Annotated in this window: 15 protein-coding genes; 9 read left to right on the top strand and 6 right to left on the bottom strand. The window is 57.3% G+C overall.

Features of this window, described 5'->3' with window-relative positions; translation table 11 throughout:
- The first annotated feature begins 10 nt into the window (after positions 1-10).
- The 8 genes from AAIH70_RS25465 (at position 11) to AAIH70_RS25500 (ending at position 8788) form a co-directional block, all read left to right on the top strand.
- A complete protein-coding gene (locus AAIH70_RS25465; RefSeq protein WP_430036336.1) occupies positions 11-2476 on the top strand; it encodes a conjugal transfer protein TrbE in 2466 nt (821 codons plus the stop codon).
- Positions 2448-3248, top strand: coding sequence for a P-type conjugative transfer protein TrbJ (gene trbJ, locus AAIH70_RS25470; protein ID WP_430036338.1), 801 nt, complete (start codon positions 2448-2450; stop codon positions 3246-3248). Before AAIH70_RS25465 ends, trbJ begins: the two co-directional genes overlap by 29 nt.
- 170 nt (positions 3249-3418) lie before the next feature.
- Positions 3419-4609 carry a P-type conjugative transfer protein TrbL gene (gene trbL, locus AAIH70_RS25475; RefSeq protein ID WP_430036340.1) on the top strand — a complete coding sequence of 397 codons (1191 nt, stop codon included), beginning with the start codon at positions 3419-3421 and terminating at the stop codon, positions 4607-4609.
- A 10-nt stretch (positions 4610-4619) separates the two neighbouring features.
- Entirely contained in the window at positions 4620-5282 is a 663-nt protein-coding gene (locus AAIH70_RS25480) for a conjugal transfer protein TrbF (protein ID WP_430036342.1), read from the top strand.
- A gap of 17 nt (positions 5283-5299) precedes the next feature.
- Positions 5300-6109: a P-type conjugative transfer protein TrbG gene (gene trbG / locus AAIH70_RS25485; RefSeq protein ID WP_430036449.1), complete on the top strand. Its 810-nt coding sequence runs from the start codon at positions 5300-5302 to the stop codon at positions 6107-6109.
- 3 nt (positions 6110-6112) lie between these two features.
- The gene (locus tag AAIH70_RS25490; protein ID WP_430036344.1) at positions 6113-6544 is read left to right on the top strand and encodes a conjugal transfer protein TrbH; all 432 of its coding nucleotides are present in this window, start codon (positions 6113-6115) and stop codon (positions 6542-6544) included.
- 11 nt (positions 6545-6555) lie between these two features.
- Positions 6556-7863: an IncP-type conjugal transfer protein TrbI gene (gene trbI / locus AAIH70_RS25495; RefSeq protein ID WP_430036346.1), complete on the top strand. Its 1308-nt coding sequence runs from the start codon at positions 6556-6558 to the stop codon at positions 7861-7863.
- Between the two features lie 226 nt (positions 7864-8089).
- Positions 8090-8788, top strand: coding sequence for an autoinducer binding domain-containing protein (locus AAIH70_RS25500; protein ID WP_430036348.1), 699 nt, complete (start codon positions 8090-8092; stop codon positions 8786-8788).
- A 3-nt stretch (positions 8789-8791) separates the two neighbouring features.
- Here the strand turns inward: AAIH70_RS25500 and AAIH70_RS25505 are convergent, their stop codons facing one another.
- Entirely contained in the window at positions 8792-9082 is a 291-nt protein-coding gene (locus AAIH70_RS25505) for a transcriptional repressor TraM (protein ID WP_430036350.1), read from the bottom strand.
- Between the two features lie 218 nt (positions 9083-9300).
- On the opposite strand from AAIH70_RS25505, the gene AAIH70_RS25510 reads away from it, so the two are divergent.
- Positions 9301-9528, top strand: a complete 228-nt coding sequence (locus AAIH70_RS25510) for a helix-turn-helix domain-containing protein (protein WP_430036352.1) — start codon at positions 9301-9303, stop codon at positions 9526-9528.
- A gap of 18 nt (positions 9529-9546) precedes the next feature.
- On the opposite strand, the gene AAIH70_RS25515 is transcribed toward AAIH70_RS25510, so the two are convergent.
- The 5 genes from AAIH70_RS25515 to AAIH70_RS25535 are packed head-to-tail and all read right to left on the bottom strand — an operon-like array spanning position 9547 to position 15287.
- On the bottom strand, positions 9547-10062 hold the full coding sequence (locus AAIH70_RS25515; RefSeq protein WP_430036354.1) for an N-acetyltransferase family protein: 516 nt from the start codon (positions 10060-10062) through the stop codon (positions 9547-9549).
- Positions 10046-11305: a threonine synthase gene (locus AAIH70_RS25520; RefSeq protein WP_430036356.1), complete on the bottom strand. Its 1260-nt coding sequence runs from the start codon at positions 11303-11305 to the stop codon at positions 10046-10048. The genes AAIH70_RS25515 and AAIH70_RS25520 overlap by 17 nt, the downstream gene beginning before the upstream one ends.
- Before the next feature lie 4 nt (positions 11306-11309).
- Positions 11310-12392: a succinylglutamate desuccinylase/aspartoacylase family protein gene (locus AAIH70_RS25525; RefSeq protein WP_430036358.1), complete on the bottom strand. Its 1083-nt coding sequence runs from the start codon at positions 12390-12392 to the stop codon at positions 11310-11312.
- A complete protein-coding gene (locus AAIH70_RS25530) occupies positions 12379-14187 on the bottom strand; it encodes an ABC transporter permease subunit (protein WP_430036360.1) in 1809 nt (602 codons plus the stop codon). Before AAIH70_RS25530 ends, AAIH70_RS25525 begins: the two co-directional genes overlap by 14 nt.
- The gene (locus AAIH70_RS25535; protein WP_430036362.1) at positions 14187-15287 is read right to left on the bottom strand and encodes an ABC transporter ATP-binding protein; all 1101 of its coding nucleotides are present in this window, start codon (positions 15285-15287) and stop codon (positions 14187-14189) included. The genes AAIH70_RS25530 and AAIH70_RS25535 overlap by 1 nt, the downstream gene beginning before the upstream one ends.
- Between the last annotated feature and the right edge of the window lie 8 nt (positions 15288-15295).

Here is a 15295-nt window from a genome sequence, read left to right on the forward strand (position 1 = left end):
GGAGGTGCTGATGGTCGCTCTCAAAAAGTTTCGCGCGACAGGTCCGTCATTTGCAGACCTCGTGCCCTATGCCGGCCTCATCGACAACGGGGTGCTTCTCCTCAAAGACGGAAGTCTGATGGCCGGTTGGTATTTTGCCGGACCTGACAGCGAAAGCGCAACGGACAGCGAGCGCAATGATCTGTCGCGTCAGATCAACGCGATCCTGTCGCGGCTTGGATCCGGCTGGATGATACAGGTGGAGGCCGTGCGTATTCCCACGCTCGACTATCCCACGCAGAACGATTGTCACTTTCCCGATCCGGTAACGCGCGCCATCGACGAAGAGCGCCGCGCGCATTTCAGACGCGAACAGGGCCATTTCGAGAGCAAGCATGCGATTGTGCTGACCTTCCGGCCGCTGGAACAGAAACGCACGGCGCTCAGCAAATACATGTATTCGGACGAAGAGAGCCGAAAACGCTCATACGCCGACACCGTTCTATTCATGTTCAAGAATTCCGTCCGGGAAGTCGAGCAGTATCTCGCAAACTGCGTCTCCATTCGCAGAATGCAGACAACGGAGGTCACAGAACGGGGAGGAGTGCGGATCGGGCGCTTCGATGAACTCCTGCAATTTATCCGGTTCTGCATCACCGGTGAAAATCATCCCGTGAGACTGCCCGATGTGCCGATGTATCTTGACTGGGTCGTGACCGCCGAGTTGCAGCATGGCCTGACACCAAAGGTCGAGAACCGTTTTTTGGGAATCGTAGCGATCGACGGCCTACCGGCGGAAAGCTGGCCTGGCATTCTCAACAGCCTCGACCTGATGCCGCTGACCTACCGATGGTCATCGAGGTTCATTTTCCTTGATGCGCAAGAAGCCCGGCAAAAGCTGGAACGCACTCGCAAGAAATGGCAGCAGAAGGTCAGGCCATTTTTCGATCAGCTGTTCCAGACGCAATCGAGATCGATCGATCAGGACGCGATGGCGATGGTCGGCGAGACCGAAGACGCGATCGCACAGGCGTCGTCTCAACTGGTGGCCTACGGGTATTACACACCCGTTGTCATCCTTTTCGACGAAGACCCGGAAGCTTTGCTTGAAAAGGCAGAAACGATACGGCGGTTGATCCAGGCTGAGGGTTTTGGCGCACGGATCGAGACACTCAACGCCACCGACGCCTATCTCGGAAGCCTGCCCGGCAATTGGTACTGCAACATTCGTGAACCGCTCATCAACACCAGCAATCTGTCGGACCTTGTACCACTGAACTCCGTGTGGTCAGGCAATGCCTTTGCACCGTGCCCATTCTATCCTCCGCAATCGCCTCCATTGATGCAAGTCGCAAGCGGATCAACCCCTTTCAGGCTTAATCTGCATGTCGACGATGTCGGCCACACACTGATCTTCGGGCCGACGGGCTCGGGCAAATCGACTTTGCTGGCGCTGATCGCCGCGCAATTCCGGCGCTATCGGCATGCGCAGATCTTTGCCTTCGACAAGGGCAATTCGCTGATGCCGCTGACGCTTGCAGCGGGCGGCGACCATTATGAGATCGGCGGTGACGACCGCGGTTATGAAGAGGAGGGTGGAACGCTTGCATTCTGCCCGCTTGCCGAGTTGTCGACAGAGGCCGACCGCGCCTGGGCCAGTGAGTGGATCGAGACGCTGGTGGCGATCCAGGGCGTCACGATCACGCCCGATCATCGCAATGCGATTTCGCGGCAGATCATGCTGATGGCGCTTGCCAATGGCCGGTCGCTCTCCGACTTCGTGTCCGGCGTGCAGATGCGCGACATCAAGGACGCGCTTCACCATTATACCGTCGATGGTCCGATGGGACAGTTGCTGGATGCCGAACAAGACGGACTGTCGCTTGGGGCCTTCCAGACATTTGAAATCGAACAGCTAATGACCATGGGCGAGCGAAATCTCGTTCCGGTCCTAACCTATCTGTTCCGCCGGATCGAAAAGCGGCTTGATGGGGCGCCGAGCCTGATCATTCTCGACGAAGCGTGGCTGATGCTTGGTCATCCGGTTTTTCGCGACAAGATTCGCGAATGGCTGAAAGTGCTGCGCAAAGCCAATTGTGCCGTCGTGCTCGCTACGCAGTCCATCTCTGACGCTGAACGCTCCGGCATAGTCGATGTTCTCAAGGAATCATGCCCGACCAAGATCTGTTTGCCGAACGGATCGGCGCGGGAGGCGGGCACCCGGGAGTTTTATGAGCGTATCGGCTTCAATGAGCGTCAGATCGAGATCGTCGCGACCGCGATCCCCAAACGGGAATATTACGTCGCCACGCCGGAAGGACGCCGCCTGTTCGACATGTCGCTTGGGCCTGTTGCACTGAGTTTCGTGGGTGCTTCAGGCAAGGACGACCTGAAGCGCATCCGCGCGCTTCGGGCCGAACATGGCACCGATTGGCCTTCCCGCTGGCTTCAGACGAGAGGAGTTGAGGATGCAATATTACCGACTAGCCATACGTAAAGTGCATGCAGCAGCTGCCGTCACTTTGCTGCTAACTGCGACAAACCCAGCGACGGCCGGCACGGCGACAGGTGCTGCAACCGAGTGGACGCAGCTTCTCAACAATGGCGAGCTGATTTCACTGGTCGGTCAGTCCGGCGAGCAAATCCAGAACCAGATCACGCAGATCACCCAGCTTGCCGAGCAAATCCAGAACCAGTTGAACATATACCAGAATATGCTTCAGAACACGGCTCAGCTCCCCAGTCACATCTGGGGTCAGATCGAAAGCGACCTTACACAACTGCGCAACGTGGTCGAACAGGGGCAGGGCATCGCATTCTCGATGGGCAATGCCGACGACATGTTGAGCCAGAGATTCAAGAGCTATTCCGATCTCAGGACCAGCCTGCCGGACAAGGATACTTTTTCGGCCACTTACCAGTCCTGGTCGGACACCAATCGCGGCACCATCGCTGGAACATTGAAAGCGGCAAGCCTGACTGCTGATCAGTTCGATAGCGAAGAGGACACGATGAGCGAGCTTCGGTCGATGTCGCAATCCGCTGATGGGCAAATGAAAGCCTTGCAGGTCGGGCACCAGATCGCGGCTCAACAGGTCGGACAGATGCAGAAACTGAGAGGTCTGGTTTCCCAGCAGATGACGTTGATGGGAACCTGGCTGCAAACCGAACAGACCGACAAGGATCTGGCCCAGGCCCGTCGCGAGAAATTTTTCAGCAGTACGGCTCCCTCGACGTCAGGTGGTCAGAAGATGGAAATTGAGTGGTGAAGACAAAGCTGACCACCCTCGCTATCGCCACCGTCGTCCTGGCGATGAGCGCTTTCGGATCATGGCTGGTCACCGAGAGGATGGATCAATCGCGACGCGCTGAATTCTTCGCGACACCCAGGCCGTTTCCGACAACCGGAGGGCAAAAAATGAGACCGGAGTGGTGAGAGATGCTCAAGCAGGTCGTTCGACGTTCCTTTCAGGCCGCGCTCATCTCGGGCTTCTTCGTTTTGGTCTTGAACTATCCAGCCATCGCTCAGGACGGCTCTGTCCTGACGTCGCTTCAAAATCAAATCACAACAGCTGCGAAAAGCTGGGAAACCTCCATCGGGGACGCCGCCAAGTCCTTGTTCTGGATCCTTGCAGCGATCGAGATCGGAATTGCGGCCGTGTGGCTGGCGTTGCAGGCTGCCTCACTGGATACCTGGTTCGCCGAGCTGGTGCGCCGGATCATTTTCATCGGCTTCTTTGCCTTCGTACTGGATCAAGGTCCAACCTTCGCCCACGCTGTGGTCGACAGCCTGTTTCAAATTGGTGCCGGCTCAGGAACGGCGTCACCGGCCGACGTGTTCAACGCCGGGCTCTCGGTTGCAGCTAAAATGTCTGAGAAAATTCAGTTTGGCCTTTTTGAGGACAACGCGTTGGCGATTTCAGCGGCCTTCGCAATGATCGTCACCGTGATCGCGTTTTCGCTCGTTGCGGCGATTTTCGTCTCGGTGATGGTCGAAATGTACATCGGGCTTCTGGCGGGGATGATCATGCTCGGCCTTGGTGGGTCTTCCTACACCAAGGACTTTGCCGTCCGATACCTGGTTTACGCGTTCTCTGTTGGAATGAAGCTTATGGCGCTGGTCATGATTTCGCGGATCGGCTCAGAAGTGCTGATCGGATTGGCGAATGAACCGACAATTGGCGATCAGTTTCAAACTGCGCTCGCAATAGCCGGCATTGCGGTGGTCGTTTTCATCATTGCAATCTATGTCCCAAACATCATGCAGGGTGTGGTTCAAGGCGCTTCCGTGACCGGGGGGATGGAAACCATTCGGCACGGCGCGCACGCCGCATCGTTTGCGGTCGGTGGCGGTTTCCTGGCCGCAGGTACCATAAGTGCTGCCTTTGCGGCGGCTCAGGCTGCAAGGGCAGGGGGATCATCAACAGCAGGCGCCGCGACAAGCGGTGTCTGGTCAGGTCTCAGTGCCGGCGGCAGGGCGATCGGATCCGCCGCAAAGGACAAGGCCATCGGATCACCTGGCGCTTATGCCGGCTCCATCCTAGGCCTCGCCAACGCCAAGCTCGACCAGAGACGGTCGGACCAAGCCGGCAAGGCACCACCGCCTCCACCAGTGACAAAGCAACCTTGAGGACAGACGGATGGCTGGAAACGATTTCCCGGAAAACCCATATCTTGCTGCCCGGCAAGAGTGGTCTGAACGGTATGGCTCCTATATCAGGGCCGCCGCAGCCTGGCGCCTTGTCGGCATCCTTGGTCTAGCGATGGCCGTGATCGGCTTTGCCTATGCGCTTTATCTGAGCAGCCAGGTCAAACTGGTTCCCTACATCATCGAGGTCGACAAGTTGGGGACGTCGGTAAATGCGGGCTTCCCACAACAGATCGAATACGCTGACCCACGTGTCGTTCGGGCTACGCTCGGAAACTACATCACGAGCTTTCGCAGCGTGACGCCGGATGCCGTGGTTCAGAAGCAATATATCGACCGCACCTATGCGCTTCTTCGCTCATCCGACCCGGCGACTGAAAAAGTCAATGCGTGGTTTCGAGGGAATTCACCGTTCGAAAAGGCGAGAAGCGCGACCATTGCCATTGAGGTCAACAACATCATCGCGCTGTCGAACCAGACCTATCAGATCGACTGGACTGAATTCGAACGTGATCGCCGCGGCAAGGAAACTGCGTCTCGTCGCTTTCGGGGGGTAGCAACCGTCACGCTGACGGCTCCGCAGGACGAGGCAACGATCCGCCTCAACCCAATCGGCCTCTACATCAGCGATTTTGACTGGACGGCACAGCTTTAGGAGCAGGGGACTTCATGATGGACAGGGTTACACTCGCGACAGCCATTTGGTTGGCCGTGCCACTGGTCGCGACAGCAGCCGATCAGCAAGGCATGACCTATAATGAAGCCAAGGGGACTGCGATTTCGGGGAAATGGCGCGGGTCGGCGGGCTTGGTCACCCGCGGTACGGACGGAAAGGTCGTCTTCCTGTTCGGCGAAATCCAGCCATCGGTCGTGTGTTCGCCCTTGCAGGTGTGCGATATCGAACTTCAAGGCGGCGAAATTGTCCGTGATGTCCTTGTCGGCGATACAGTCCGATGGAAGGTCGAACCAGCAACGTCCGGCGCAGCCACTGGTCAGGCCATCCACCTCGTCGTCAAACCATCCGAACCGGGCCTCGCCACATCGATGGTTGTCACGACGTCGCGTCGCACCTACCACATTCAACTGAAATCGCATCAAAGCCAATACATGGCGCGCGTCGGCTTCGAGTATCCTCAAGACGTGTCGACCAGACTTGCCGACGTCAATGCGAGGCTCGAGGCGGGTGATCTTGCGAGCACAGCTGCTGACAAGCTCAATTTTTCCTACTCGGTCAGCGGTCGGGCGCCGTGGAAGCCGAAGCGGGTTTATTCCGACGGCGAGAAAACCTTCATACAGTTTCCCCGATCCATCAGAGGTCAGGACGCACCGGTTCTGTTCGTCGTCTCCGGCGGGCAGAACCGGATCGTCAACTACCGCATGAAGCACGACATGATGATCGTCGATTACGCGGTCGAAAAAGCAATCCTGATTTCCGGAGTTGGATGGCGTCAGCAGAAAATTACCATCAGAAGGGGAGGGTGAGCGATGCGTTTATGGTTTTCCATGTGTCTGATCGTCGTCACTGTTTCGAGCTGCCAAATCTCGAGTGAGGCGATTGGCCCAAAGGCTGAGCCGATCGCAGTTTCCAGCGCCGCAGTCGGCGCCATCGCGGGCGACATGGCTGCGCGACTGGCCGAACATCTGCCGCCGGCAGCAACACGTCTGAACATGAAGTCGGATGGGTCGGAATTTGCCGCCGCTCTCGAAGCCGCGCTCAAGGGTTGGGGTTACACGATGATCGCGGAGCAATCGTCCGGCAGCGCGAGCGCGATGAAGCTCGAATATGGTCTCGAAGGGACCGACGGACAGCTCCTAGTACAATTGTCGACCACGACAATCGCGTTGGGGCGCGCCTACGACGCGTCGCATGCCGGTGCCGTTCCAGCCAGCCCTCTTTCCATCATGACGAGAGGTTGAGAGAGGCAGACATGGCTCAGTCATTGCAGCTCGGCACATCCCCGCAGACTGGAAATCTACCCGGCGTACGCCGGATCAATCGCCTGCCGGTTTTTATCGCGATCGCAGTACTCGTGCTATTTCTGGGCGTGGTTATCCTGGGGCTGTCTTGGCGTGGGACCGGATTCAACCGTGGCAACGATATCGGCAGCGCCTCAAATTCCCCGGCAACATCGTTCGGCGATCAGTTGAAGCGAGGCATTAGCGACGGCATTATTGGTGACCCCGATCAACGGGAAGTGTTCCAACCATCGCCGATTGCTGAACCTCCGCGTGAAAGGCGAGCGGATGTCAAACCTCAGTCGGCGACATCCAACACCGTGCCACAACGCGCGGGGCTGGAGCCGGATGCGGAGTGGAGGGCGCGGCTGAAGCGCGAGCAGGAAGAACAGTTCGAGCGGGAACGCAATCGCCAACGAATGGCGCGCCTCCAGGCCGCCGCAACGGCGCTCGATTCACCCCTCGAGATCGACGTTTCCAATGTCTCCGATCAATCCGAGGCGGCGGATGCTGCCGTCGTTGGTTCGGCGAGAGCAACACCAGGGGGGAACACCTCGGATGTCTATGCGGCGGCGATGAAAGCAGGACTTGCTGGCCAGACGACCGATCAAAACGGACAGTCTTCAAAAGAGGACTTTTTCAACCAGGACATCAAGGAGCTTGGCTACCTTGCCAATTCGGTCGTGTCGCCAATGTCCCGGTACGAACTCAAAAGAGGATCAGTCATTCCAGCCACCCTCATTACCGGTCTCAATTCAGATTTGCCCGGCCGCATTTCTGCGCAGATCAGTCAGAACGTCTACGATAGCGCTACCGGTCACCAGTTGCTGATTCCTCAAGGCGCAAAGCTGTACGGCCGGTACGATTCCAAAGTGTCGTTCGGCCAGGAACGGGTGCTTGTTGTCTGGACAGACTTGATTTTTCCCAATGGTTCGACGCTACAGCTAGGAGGGATGGCTGGAACGGATGCGCAAGGATCCAGCGGTTTCAAGGATAAGGTCGATCGGCACCTGTGGCGCACGTTCGGTTCGGCGGCGCTGGTTGCGGTGATCGGAACTGGAATTGACATGTCGATGCCACAAAGTTCAACGCTCGCAACCCAGGACACCGCGTCGGATGCTGCCAGGCGCAATTTCGCAGAAGTGTTCGGACGGGCCGCGGAACAGACGATCTCAAAAAATCTCAATGTTCAGCCGACGATCCGAATTCGGCCCGGCTACAAGTTCAATGTGCTTGTTGACCAGGACATCATCTTTCCAGGGCGGTACCACGCTGAGTAATAGCGCCGTTGTCCGATCCCCAAAGCCGATGAAGGCTGCCTAACCATTCCTGCCTGCCGAGCGCAGGTAAAAATGGGTATTTTTACGGATTCCATCAATTCTGCAGGGTTGACCGCCTTTCGACGGTCTGTCACGTTTGCAATGCAATATATTGTCGCATTTTTATAACGTGCCCATTTTGATTGCAACTCGGTTGCATTCATTTCCTCAATTGGGAGGCTGTGAATTGAATCAGTGGTTCGAACACCTCACGGACAGAATCTCGGTTGTGCGCGACACGCAGGCAGCCAGTACAGAGCTGGAAATCCTGACCCACGAGGCGGGCTTCGACGCCTTTGCCTATGTCATCGTCCATGCTGCTACACATAAAGTCATCTCCAACTACGCAGCCGAGTACCAGACACTGTACAAACACAAATCCTATTTCAGCGTGGACCCGGTCCTGAAAGGCTTGCGCTCTCGCACCGAGGCGTTTGAATGGTCCTACGCAGACACGACCAATTCGAAGAAAGAGCGTAGACTCTTCAACGATGCTGCGACCTACGGCATTCGCGCCGGCATTGCGGTGCCGATCAGGGGGCCGTTCGGAAGTGCTGCGGTCCTTGCTCTTGCCACCAGCGATGCCTCACTCATTGCCACCAAAAAAATCGATCCTGTCATTGCCGCCTCGGCCGTCGCACAAATCCATTCCTACCTCGATAACTTGTGCAACGACACAAAGCTCAACGTCGATACGGACCTGAAGCCCAATCAATTGCTCTGCCTGAGTTGGAACGCCGAGGGGAAGACAGCGGAAGATATCGCGGTCATTCTCGGAACGACCTATGGAAATGTGCGATTTCATCTACGCGAAGCGAAACATGCACTGGGAGCCACCACACTCACCCAGGCAGCACGCATCGCAACGGCTTTGCGGATCTTCTGAAGATCAGTTCAGGGGATCGTTGGGTACATTCGGGATGTGACCCAATATGTCGAGAAGTGTCGATAAGGCTGCCTGCTGCGCATAAAGCGCGATCATGGCCGATAGATAGGCCTGTTCCAAGGCTCTATCGTCCTGGTCAGAGCCTCCCTCCTTGCGCATTGCGTCTGCAGATGTTGCGGCGTCAAGCAAGCGACGGTGCTCTTTGATCTCGGCGATCGTGATGCTTTCGATGAGGTCTTGCGGCTGGCCGCGCATCAATCCGATGAGCGGCTCCAAAATTGATTTTTGCGACACAATTGCTCCTGTTCAATATCATTTGGGCGATACGCCGAACCCTCGACGCCACAAGTCTGCATCTTGAATGAGACACGATTATCACAGCTGCGTAGACAGCGCAGTTGACCGATCGCCGGTGTGCACGTTTTGGGTAAAACTGGAAATCGGCGCTCCATGGATGAAATGTAGAGTATACTCCGTGGAGGAATACTCTACAGGCGACTGATGTCGTCCGCATGGAAATTCGGGACGTCTTCGCGAGAAATTTGAAAGCCGGGCGCCAGGCAAAAGGCATGACGCAGGAGGAGCTCGCGCATCGGGCAGAGCTTGATCGAACCTATGTCAGCGCCTTGGAGAGAAGCGTGTACAGCGCCACCATCGATATCGTCGAGCGACTGGCGGCTGCGCTGGGTGTGGAAGCCTGCGAACTCCTCAAGCGGTCGCCAAAGAACCTTGCCGACTGAGCGAAAATCGCCGAGCCGTCAGTTTGATTCAGAGCCAGGGACGTCCAGTATGAAATACAGCTTGTTCTGTTCAGCCTGGGCGCCAATGTTCTCGTAAAATGCGATTGCATCGGGATTGTCGCTGGCAACGCCCCACTTGATGCGAAAGCATCCAAGCGACCACGCTTCGGCATACAGAGCCCTGATGAGTGCCGCAGCGACGCCTTTACGTCGATGACGTTCGTCCACCATCAGGTCGTTGAGATAAAGCAGAGGCCTGTTCCTGAACGTAAATTCCTGGAGAAAGTACAGGGCATAGCCATTGATTTTTCCATCGAGGGTTTCGCTGACGAGCAAACGATAGGCAGGCTTCCCGACGCCAAACCCGAGCAGTCTCAGCGCTGTTTCGTCGAGCGAGAAGTCGTCGCGATAAGCCTCGGTTTCCGCGTGTCGCCTCATAAGATTGAGAACCTCAGCTAGGTCGCCAACATGAGCCTCTCGCACACGCATCGTTGCCTCCACCGAGATCTCGACAAGCTCATTGTAACGAGCCATCGGAGCAATCAAAGCGAAGCTTCTGCAAAGTTTCTGCGACACCCATCGATCGATTTCCCAATCTGCTATCGACCTCCTTGTAACCGTGGGACGTCGCAACAAGCAGCACGGACGCGCCGCGCGCTATGTCAGACTGACGGCGCAGCGTCTGAAGTCCTGACAGGACTATGGCCGAGGATGTCTCCACGAACAGGCCCTGACGACCAAGGTCGACCTGTGCCGTGATCGTCTCGTCCGTGTCAGGTGACACGACAAGCCCGCGTGACTGCTGCAGAGCAGCGATCGCCTGATAGGTGACGCTGTCTCCTCCCAGAGAGCGAAAAGGCGACTGCCCTTCGAAGCGCCCAGCCCAGTTTTCGCCAGCCAGTGCTCTGGAAATGCGCGGAAATGGTTCGGCCGCATGAATACGCGGCATTACCTTGAGAAGACCGGCGGACACGAGATCGGCATATCCTTTGGTTATCCCCCAGAGAAGATCGGCACGAGACACCGGCACGACAATGTCCGTCGGCTGATCACTGCCCAGAGTGAGGTAGAGCTCGAAGGCCATGGCCCTCAAACCATCGACGGCAAAGGGGTTGCTTCCGACCGCCGGCGTCGTGAAATTGGTGGCGGGATACCATTCCCCGGAGCGGACACGCTCGGCAATCAATTCCCACCGGGACACTGGATCCCCAACCACGATCAGCTCTGCACCACTCAACTCGATGGATCGCCGCCAACCGGGTGCCATGCCTTGCGTCGTCACCACCACGCATTCGATGCCTGCACTGGCGCAGTAAGCCGCAAGCGACGCGCCGGCATTGCCACTGGAAGCCAGCGCTACCTTACGGGGACCGATATCAAGGGCACGCCGGACAAGCGCTGCGCTCATCCGGTCTTTATGCGATCCAGACGGGTTGGCAGCTTCGTTTTTGACCATTAGCCTCTCGAGGTCATTTTGAGTGGCCAGGCGAGGAAGGTCGATAAGCGGCGTATTTCCTTCCCCCAATTCAGATGCCCCGGGATAAGCCATCCAGAACGGTATGTCCTGCGGCGTGCAGAGGCTGGGGAGATGGAAAAAACTTGGCGCAACGCTTGCCGGTGTCCCCGCCTGCGCACAGGCCGGGCACCCTGACAAATGATCGTCCAGAGGCCAGACTTTAGCGCACTTGATGCAGCGCAATCCGTTGAGGAACGGACTGGGTTTACCAAAACGGACAGGCTGCGGGATCGACCTGCGCTCACCGGGGGAGATGGGCATGGTTTTAACCCACATCCGAGACAACGGTGCAAAGCTCGTCTCCCCGTCCAACAAGCGCTGGAATGTGGAGTGACAGAACAGCACCCGACACCTCGAAACGCACTTCGTCCGGCTGCGCCATCGGCAGATCGTGGAAATGGATCAACCCGGCGAGCTGCCCGGCCGCAACGGTATCGCCCAACGAAACTCGAGGTTCGAATATCCCGGCAACATGCGCGTGGAGCCGATTTTCCGGACCCTTCCTGACCCAACGTGTCGCCGTCGCGGCCGGCACGTCGCAGAATGGTAGAATTCCGATGCGATTGAGCACGCGCGTGACGCCATCGCGTGCGAGTGCAAGTCCCTGCGGCGACATGGTTTCGCCACCGCCCAGTTCGGCGGTCAGGCATATCACGCCCTGGCGCATGCATTCGCCGGCAAGCGTCAGACTGCCACCTCGGCCTTTGCCGACGCTGACAAAACTAACCGGAGCACCGAACCATTCGGCAACCTGAGCCAATCCCGCCGCTTCGTGCGGATCCCGGGCCTCCTGCACGATGGAGCAGGGGACAAAATGTGCCGAGCGCCCGCCTGCATGAAGATCGATCACCAGGTCGGCGAGGGGAACCAGAACGGTGCTGACATAGTGCGCCAAAACCTGTGTCGGGCTGCCCGACGGGCTCCCGGGGAAGGATCGGTTGAGGTTTGCTCCATCGAGTGGCGATGCCCGCGTACCAGCCATAACCGCCGGATAGTTGAGCGATGGCATGATGATGACCCGACCTCGCACGTCACTTACCTCAAGTTCGCGCGCCAAGCTCATCAGCCCGACGATCCCTTCATATTCGTTGCCGTGGTTGCCACCGAACAGGAGCGCGGTCGGACCTTCACCATTGCTGATGCAGATGACCGGGATTGGCACATATCCATAGCCGTTGGTTTCGCCCGAATAATACAGGCGCAGGAAACCGTCCTGTTTGCCGTCTCGATCATAGTCCAACGGGGTCAGGATCGGCGTTTGCGCAAGCCGCTCCGCCAGATTGAAATCGCGGGCTGGCTGATGATCATTGACGACATTCAGGCGTGTGCGTGCGTCAGGCTTTCCCATAGCGGGCTCCTCCCTTGCGGCGGATAAATTCTGATACGAGAATGACGATCGTCATGAAGATGAGGAGGAGCGTCGCAACAGCTGCCAGACGTGGGCTGACCGAGAGCAGGGCATCCTCATACATGAGTTTGGGCAGGGTGGTGACGCGCCCACCCGTCACGAAAAGTGCGATCGTCAACTCGTCAAAGGATACGATGAAGGCGAACATGAAGGATGCGATCGTGCCCGATCGGATCAGCGGAAACGTGACGCGCCGGAAGGTGGTCCATCCACTTGCGCCCATCGTTGCCGCGGCATGATCGAGATTGCGATCATAGCCTTTGACGACGGCAAGCATGGTCACGACCACGTAGGGTATGACGATAACCGTATGGCCAAGAACGACCGCAAGCGTCGTCCCTGCTATCCCAATGCGCGAAAACAGGAAGAACAATCCAACCGCGATGAAGATATTGGGGACGATCATCGGCGCGACAACCAGGCCAAACAGGATCTGTTTCCCTGCAAACCGCCGCCGTGCTAATGCGAAGGCGCATGGAACGGCGAGCAGCATACCGATGGCAGCCGTAATCAATGCCACCATCAACGAGCGCCATGCGGCATCCAGCCAGACCGGTGATGCGAACACATCACGATACCATTTCAGGGAGAACAGATTTGGCGGCCAGGTCAGAAAGGCCTCCGATGTGAACGATACCGGCACAACGAAAAGTGTTGGCAAAGCGAGAAATGCAAAGACGAGGGCGCAGATGAGATAGAGCCCGATGCCGCGGCTGCCACGACGGGAAGAAGGGATTTTTCCACCGAGTGAGATTGCCGCGTCAGTGGCGATCCCGAGCGCACGAGCAAGAATTTTCCCAGCCCGATTTGCCAGCTGTCGCAGCCTGGAGCGATCCTCCGAAATTGGTGTTCGCGCATTTCCACCCATGACCGAAAGCCCGAAGACACGATCGTAGAGATAAAAGATCACCAGGAATGTCAAAACCAGCAGCACACCGATGGCACCCGCGAATTGCCAGTTGAGGACTTCGCGGATCTGAAAGACGATCAATTGGACGATCATCGTATCCTGCGGTCCTCCGAGGAGGGCAGGGGTCACAAAAAAACCGAGAGAACTGATGAACACCAGCAGACCCGCAGAAGCGACACCGGGCATCGTCAGCGGAAAATAGATCCGCCAGAAGCGCGTTCCCGGGCTGGCACCCTGTGTCGCTGCGGCCTTTGACAAGTTTGGATCGATGCTCTCCATTACCGACAGCAATGTCATCACCGCCACCGGAATGAGTGCGTGCGTCATGCCGATCATGATACCGGTGAAATTGTAGATGAGCTGGACAGGTGCATCGATCAAGCCGGCGGCCTGAAGGATCTGATTGAACGCGCCTTTTCGTCCGAGAAGGACGAACCAGGCAAAACTCTTCACGAGGACACTTGTCCAGAACGGCATCAAGACCAGAATGATCAACCAGCTGCGCGTCGATTTCCTTGAACTCGCGAGGAGGTAAGCGACAGGGTAGGCCGCAGCCAAGCAAAACAAGGTGGTAAACAGCGCCACCTTGATCGTAGCCCACAAAACCTTCCCGTAGAGCGGCACATCAACGAGCCTCTGGTAGTGCGCCATGGTGAAAGCGAAGCGGTCATCGACAAAACTCAGTCCCAGCAACATGACGACTGGGACGATAAAGAGCACGATCAGGAAAAGCGTGCTTGGCCCGACCTGCCAGAAGAGCTTACTTCCGGTCGGAATTGAGCGGCGATGGGTGACGTCGCTGGCAAGAGTATCCACGCTGGTCATCACGCCGCCTCCAGCGCTCTTCCGGCAAGAAGCCGGCCCACATCGACATCCCAGCCGACCCTGACCGCATCGCCTTTGCGTACGCGTGGCGAACGGCTGGTCAACATCGACAATTGCAGTTTTGCTGCCTCCCCAAAGCGGACGAACAGTTTTGTAATCGCGCCGGAAACCACCACCTCGTCGACCAGCCCACGGAAGGCATTGTCCTTGCGTTGTTCATCAGTGAGGATTTCGATCGATTCCGGTCGGGTAAAATGCACGATATCCGGACCGGACCGGAGAAGGGCCGACGGCAGCGTTTTCACGACACCGATCCCCGGAAGATCGATCGTCATCCATTTGCCGTTCTCGGACTTGACTTTGCCGGCGATCAGATTGGATTCTCCGAGGAAATCGGCGGCAAACAGGCTTTTGGGTCGGAAATAAAGCTCTTCCGGCGTGCCGATCTGCTCGATCCGCCCCTGGTTCATCAGGCATATGCGATCGGACATCACCATCGCCTCCTCCTGATCATGCGTCACGTAAAGGACAGTCATGTTCAGCTGTTCATGGAGCCGCTTGATCTCAAGTTGAAGGTGATCGCGAAGCTTCTTGTCGAGAGCCCCCAATGGCTCGTCCATCAGCACGATCGAAGGTCCGGCGACAAACGCACGGGCCAAGGCAATGCGTTGCTGCTGACCTCCTGACAACTGGTTGCAGAAACGATCACCGACATGATCGAGCTTCACCATTTCCAGCGCGCGCTGGATTGCGAGCGCTCTTTCCAGCGCCGGCACCTTGCGCATTTCGAGCGGGAAGGAGAGGTTTTCGGCAACGGTCATGTGCGGGAAAAGGGCATAGTTCTGGAAAACCATGCCGATATCGCGGGCCGAGGCCGGCATGGATGTCGCCTCGCGGCCGTCAATCCAGATCTTTCCGGCATCGGAATCATTAAGGCCGGCGACCGACCAGAGCAGCGTCGATTTACCTGAGCCGGATGGGCCAAGCATTGTTAGGAACTCGCCATCGGCCAGATCAAGGTCGACATGGTCGAGTGCCATCGCGGATCCATAGTGTTTGGTGAGGCCGCGAATGGCCAATTTCATTTCGGGTTGGGTCATTGTGCATA

Source organism: Neorhizobium sp. BT27B, from assembly GCF_050455485.1.
Classification (GTDB): domain Bacteria; phylum Pseudomonadota; class Alphaproteobacteria; order Rhizobiales; family Rhizobiaceae; genus Neorhizobium.

Coding starts and splice junctions, on each gene's coding strand:
- AAIH70_RS25465 (WP_430036336.1), top strand. CDS start 11: ATGGTCGCTCTCAAAAAGTTTCGCGCGACAGGTCCGTCATTTGCAGAC.
- trbJ (WP_430036338.1), top strand. CDS start 2,448: ATGCAATATTACCGACTAGCCATACGTAAAGTGCATGCAGCAGCTGCC.
- trbL (WP_430036340.1), top strand. CDS start 3,419: ATGCTCAAGCAGGTCGTTCGACGTTCCTTTCAGGCCGCGCTCATCTCG.
- AAIH70_RS25480 (WP_430036342.1), top strand. CDS start 4,620: ATGGCTGGAAACGATTTCCCGGAAAACCCATATCTTGCTGCCCGGCAA.
- trbG (WP_430036449.1), top strand. CDS start 5,300: ATGGACAGGGTTACACTCGCGACAGCCATTTGGTTGGCCGTGCCACTG.
- AAIH70_RS25490 (WP_430036344.1), top strand. CDS start 6,113: ATGCGTTTATGGTTTTCCATGTGTCTGATCGTCGTCACTGTTTCGAGC.
- trbI (WP_430036346.1), top strand. CDS start 6,556: ATGGCTCAGTCATTGCAGCTCGGCACATCCCCGCAGACTGGAAATCTA.
- AAIH70_RS25510 (WP_430036352.1), top strand. CDS start 9,301: ATGGAAATTCGGGACGTCTTCGCGAGAAATTTGAAAGCCGGGCGCCAG.
- AAIH70_RS25515 (WP_430036354.1), bottom strand. CDS start 10,062: ATGGCTCGTTACAATGAGCTTGTCGAGATCTCGGTGGAGGCAACGATG.
- AAIH70_RS25520 (WP_430036356.1), bottom strand. CDS start 11,305: ATGCCCATCTCCCCCGGTGAGCGCAGGTCGATCCCGCAGCCTGTCCGT.
- AAIH70_RS25525 (WP_430036358.1), bottom strand. CDS start 12,392: ATGGGAAAGCCTGACGCACGCACACGCCTGAATGTCGTCAATGATCAT.
- AAIH70_RS25530 (WP_430036360.1), bottom strand. CDS start 14,187: ATGACCAGCGTGGATACTCTTGCCAGCGACGTCACCCATCGCCGCTCA.
- AAIH70_RS25535 (WP_430036362.1), bottom strand. CDS start 15,287: ATGACCCAACCCGAAATGAAATTGGCCATTCGCGGCCTCACCAAACAC.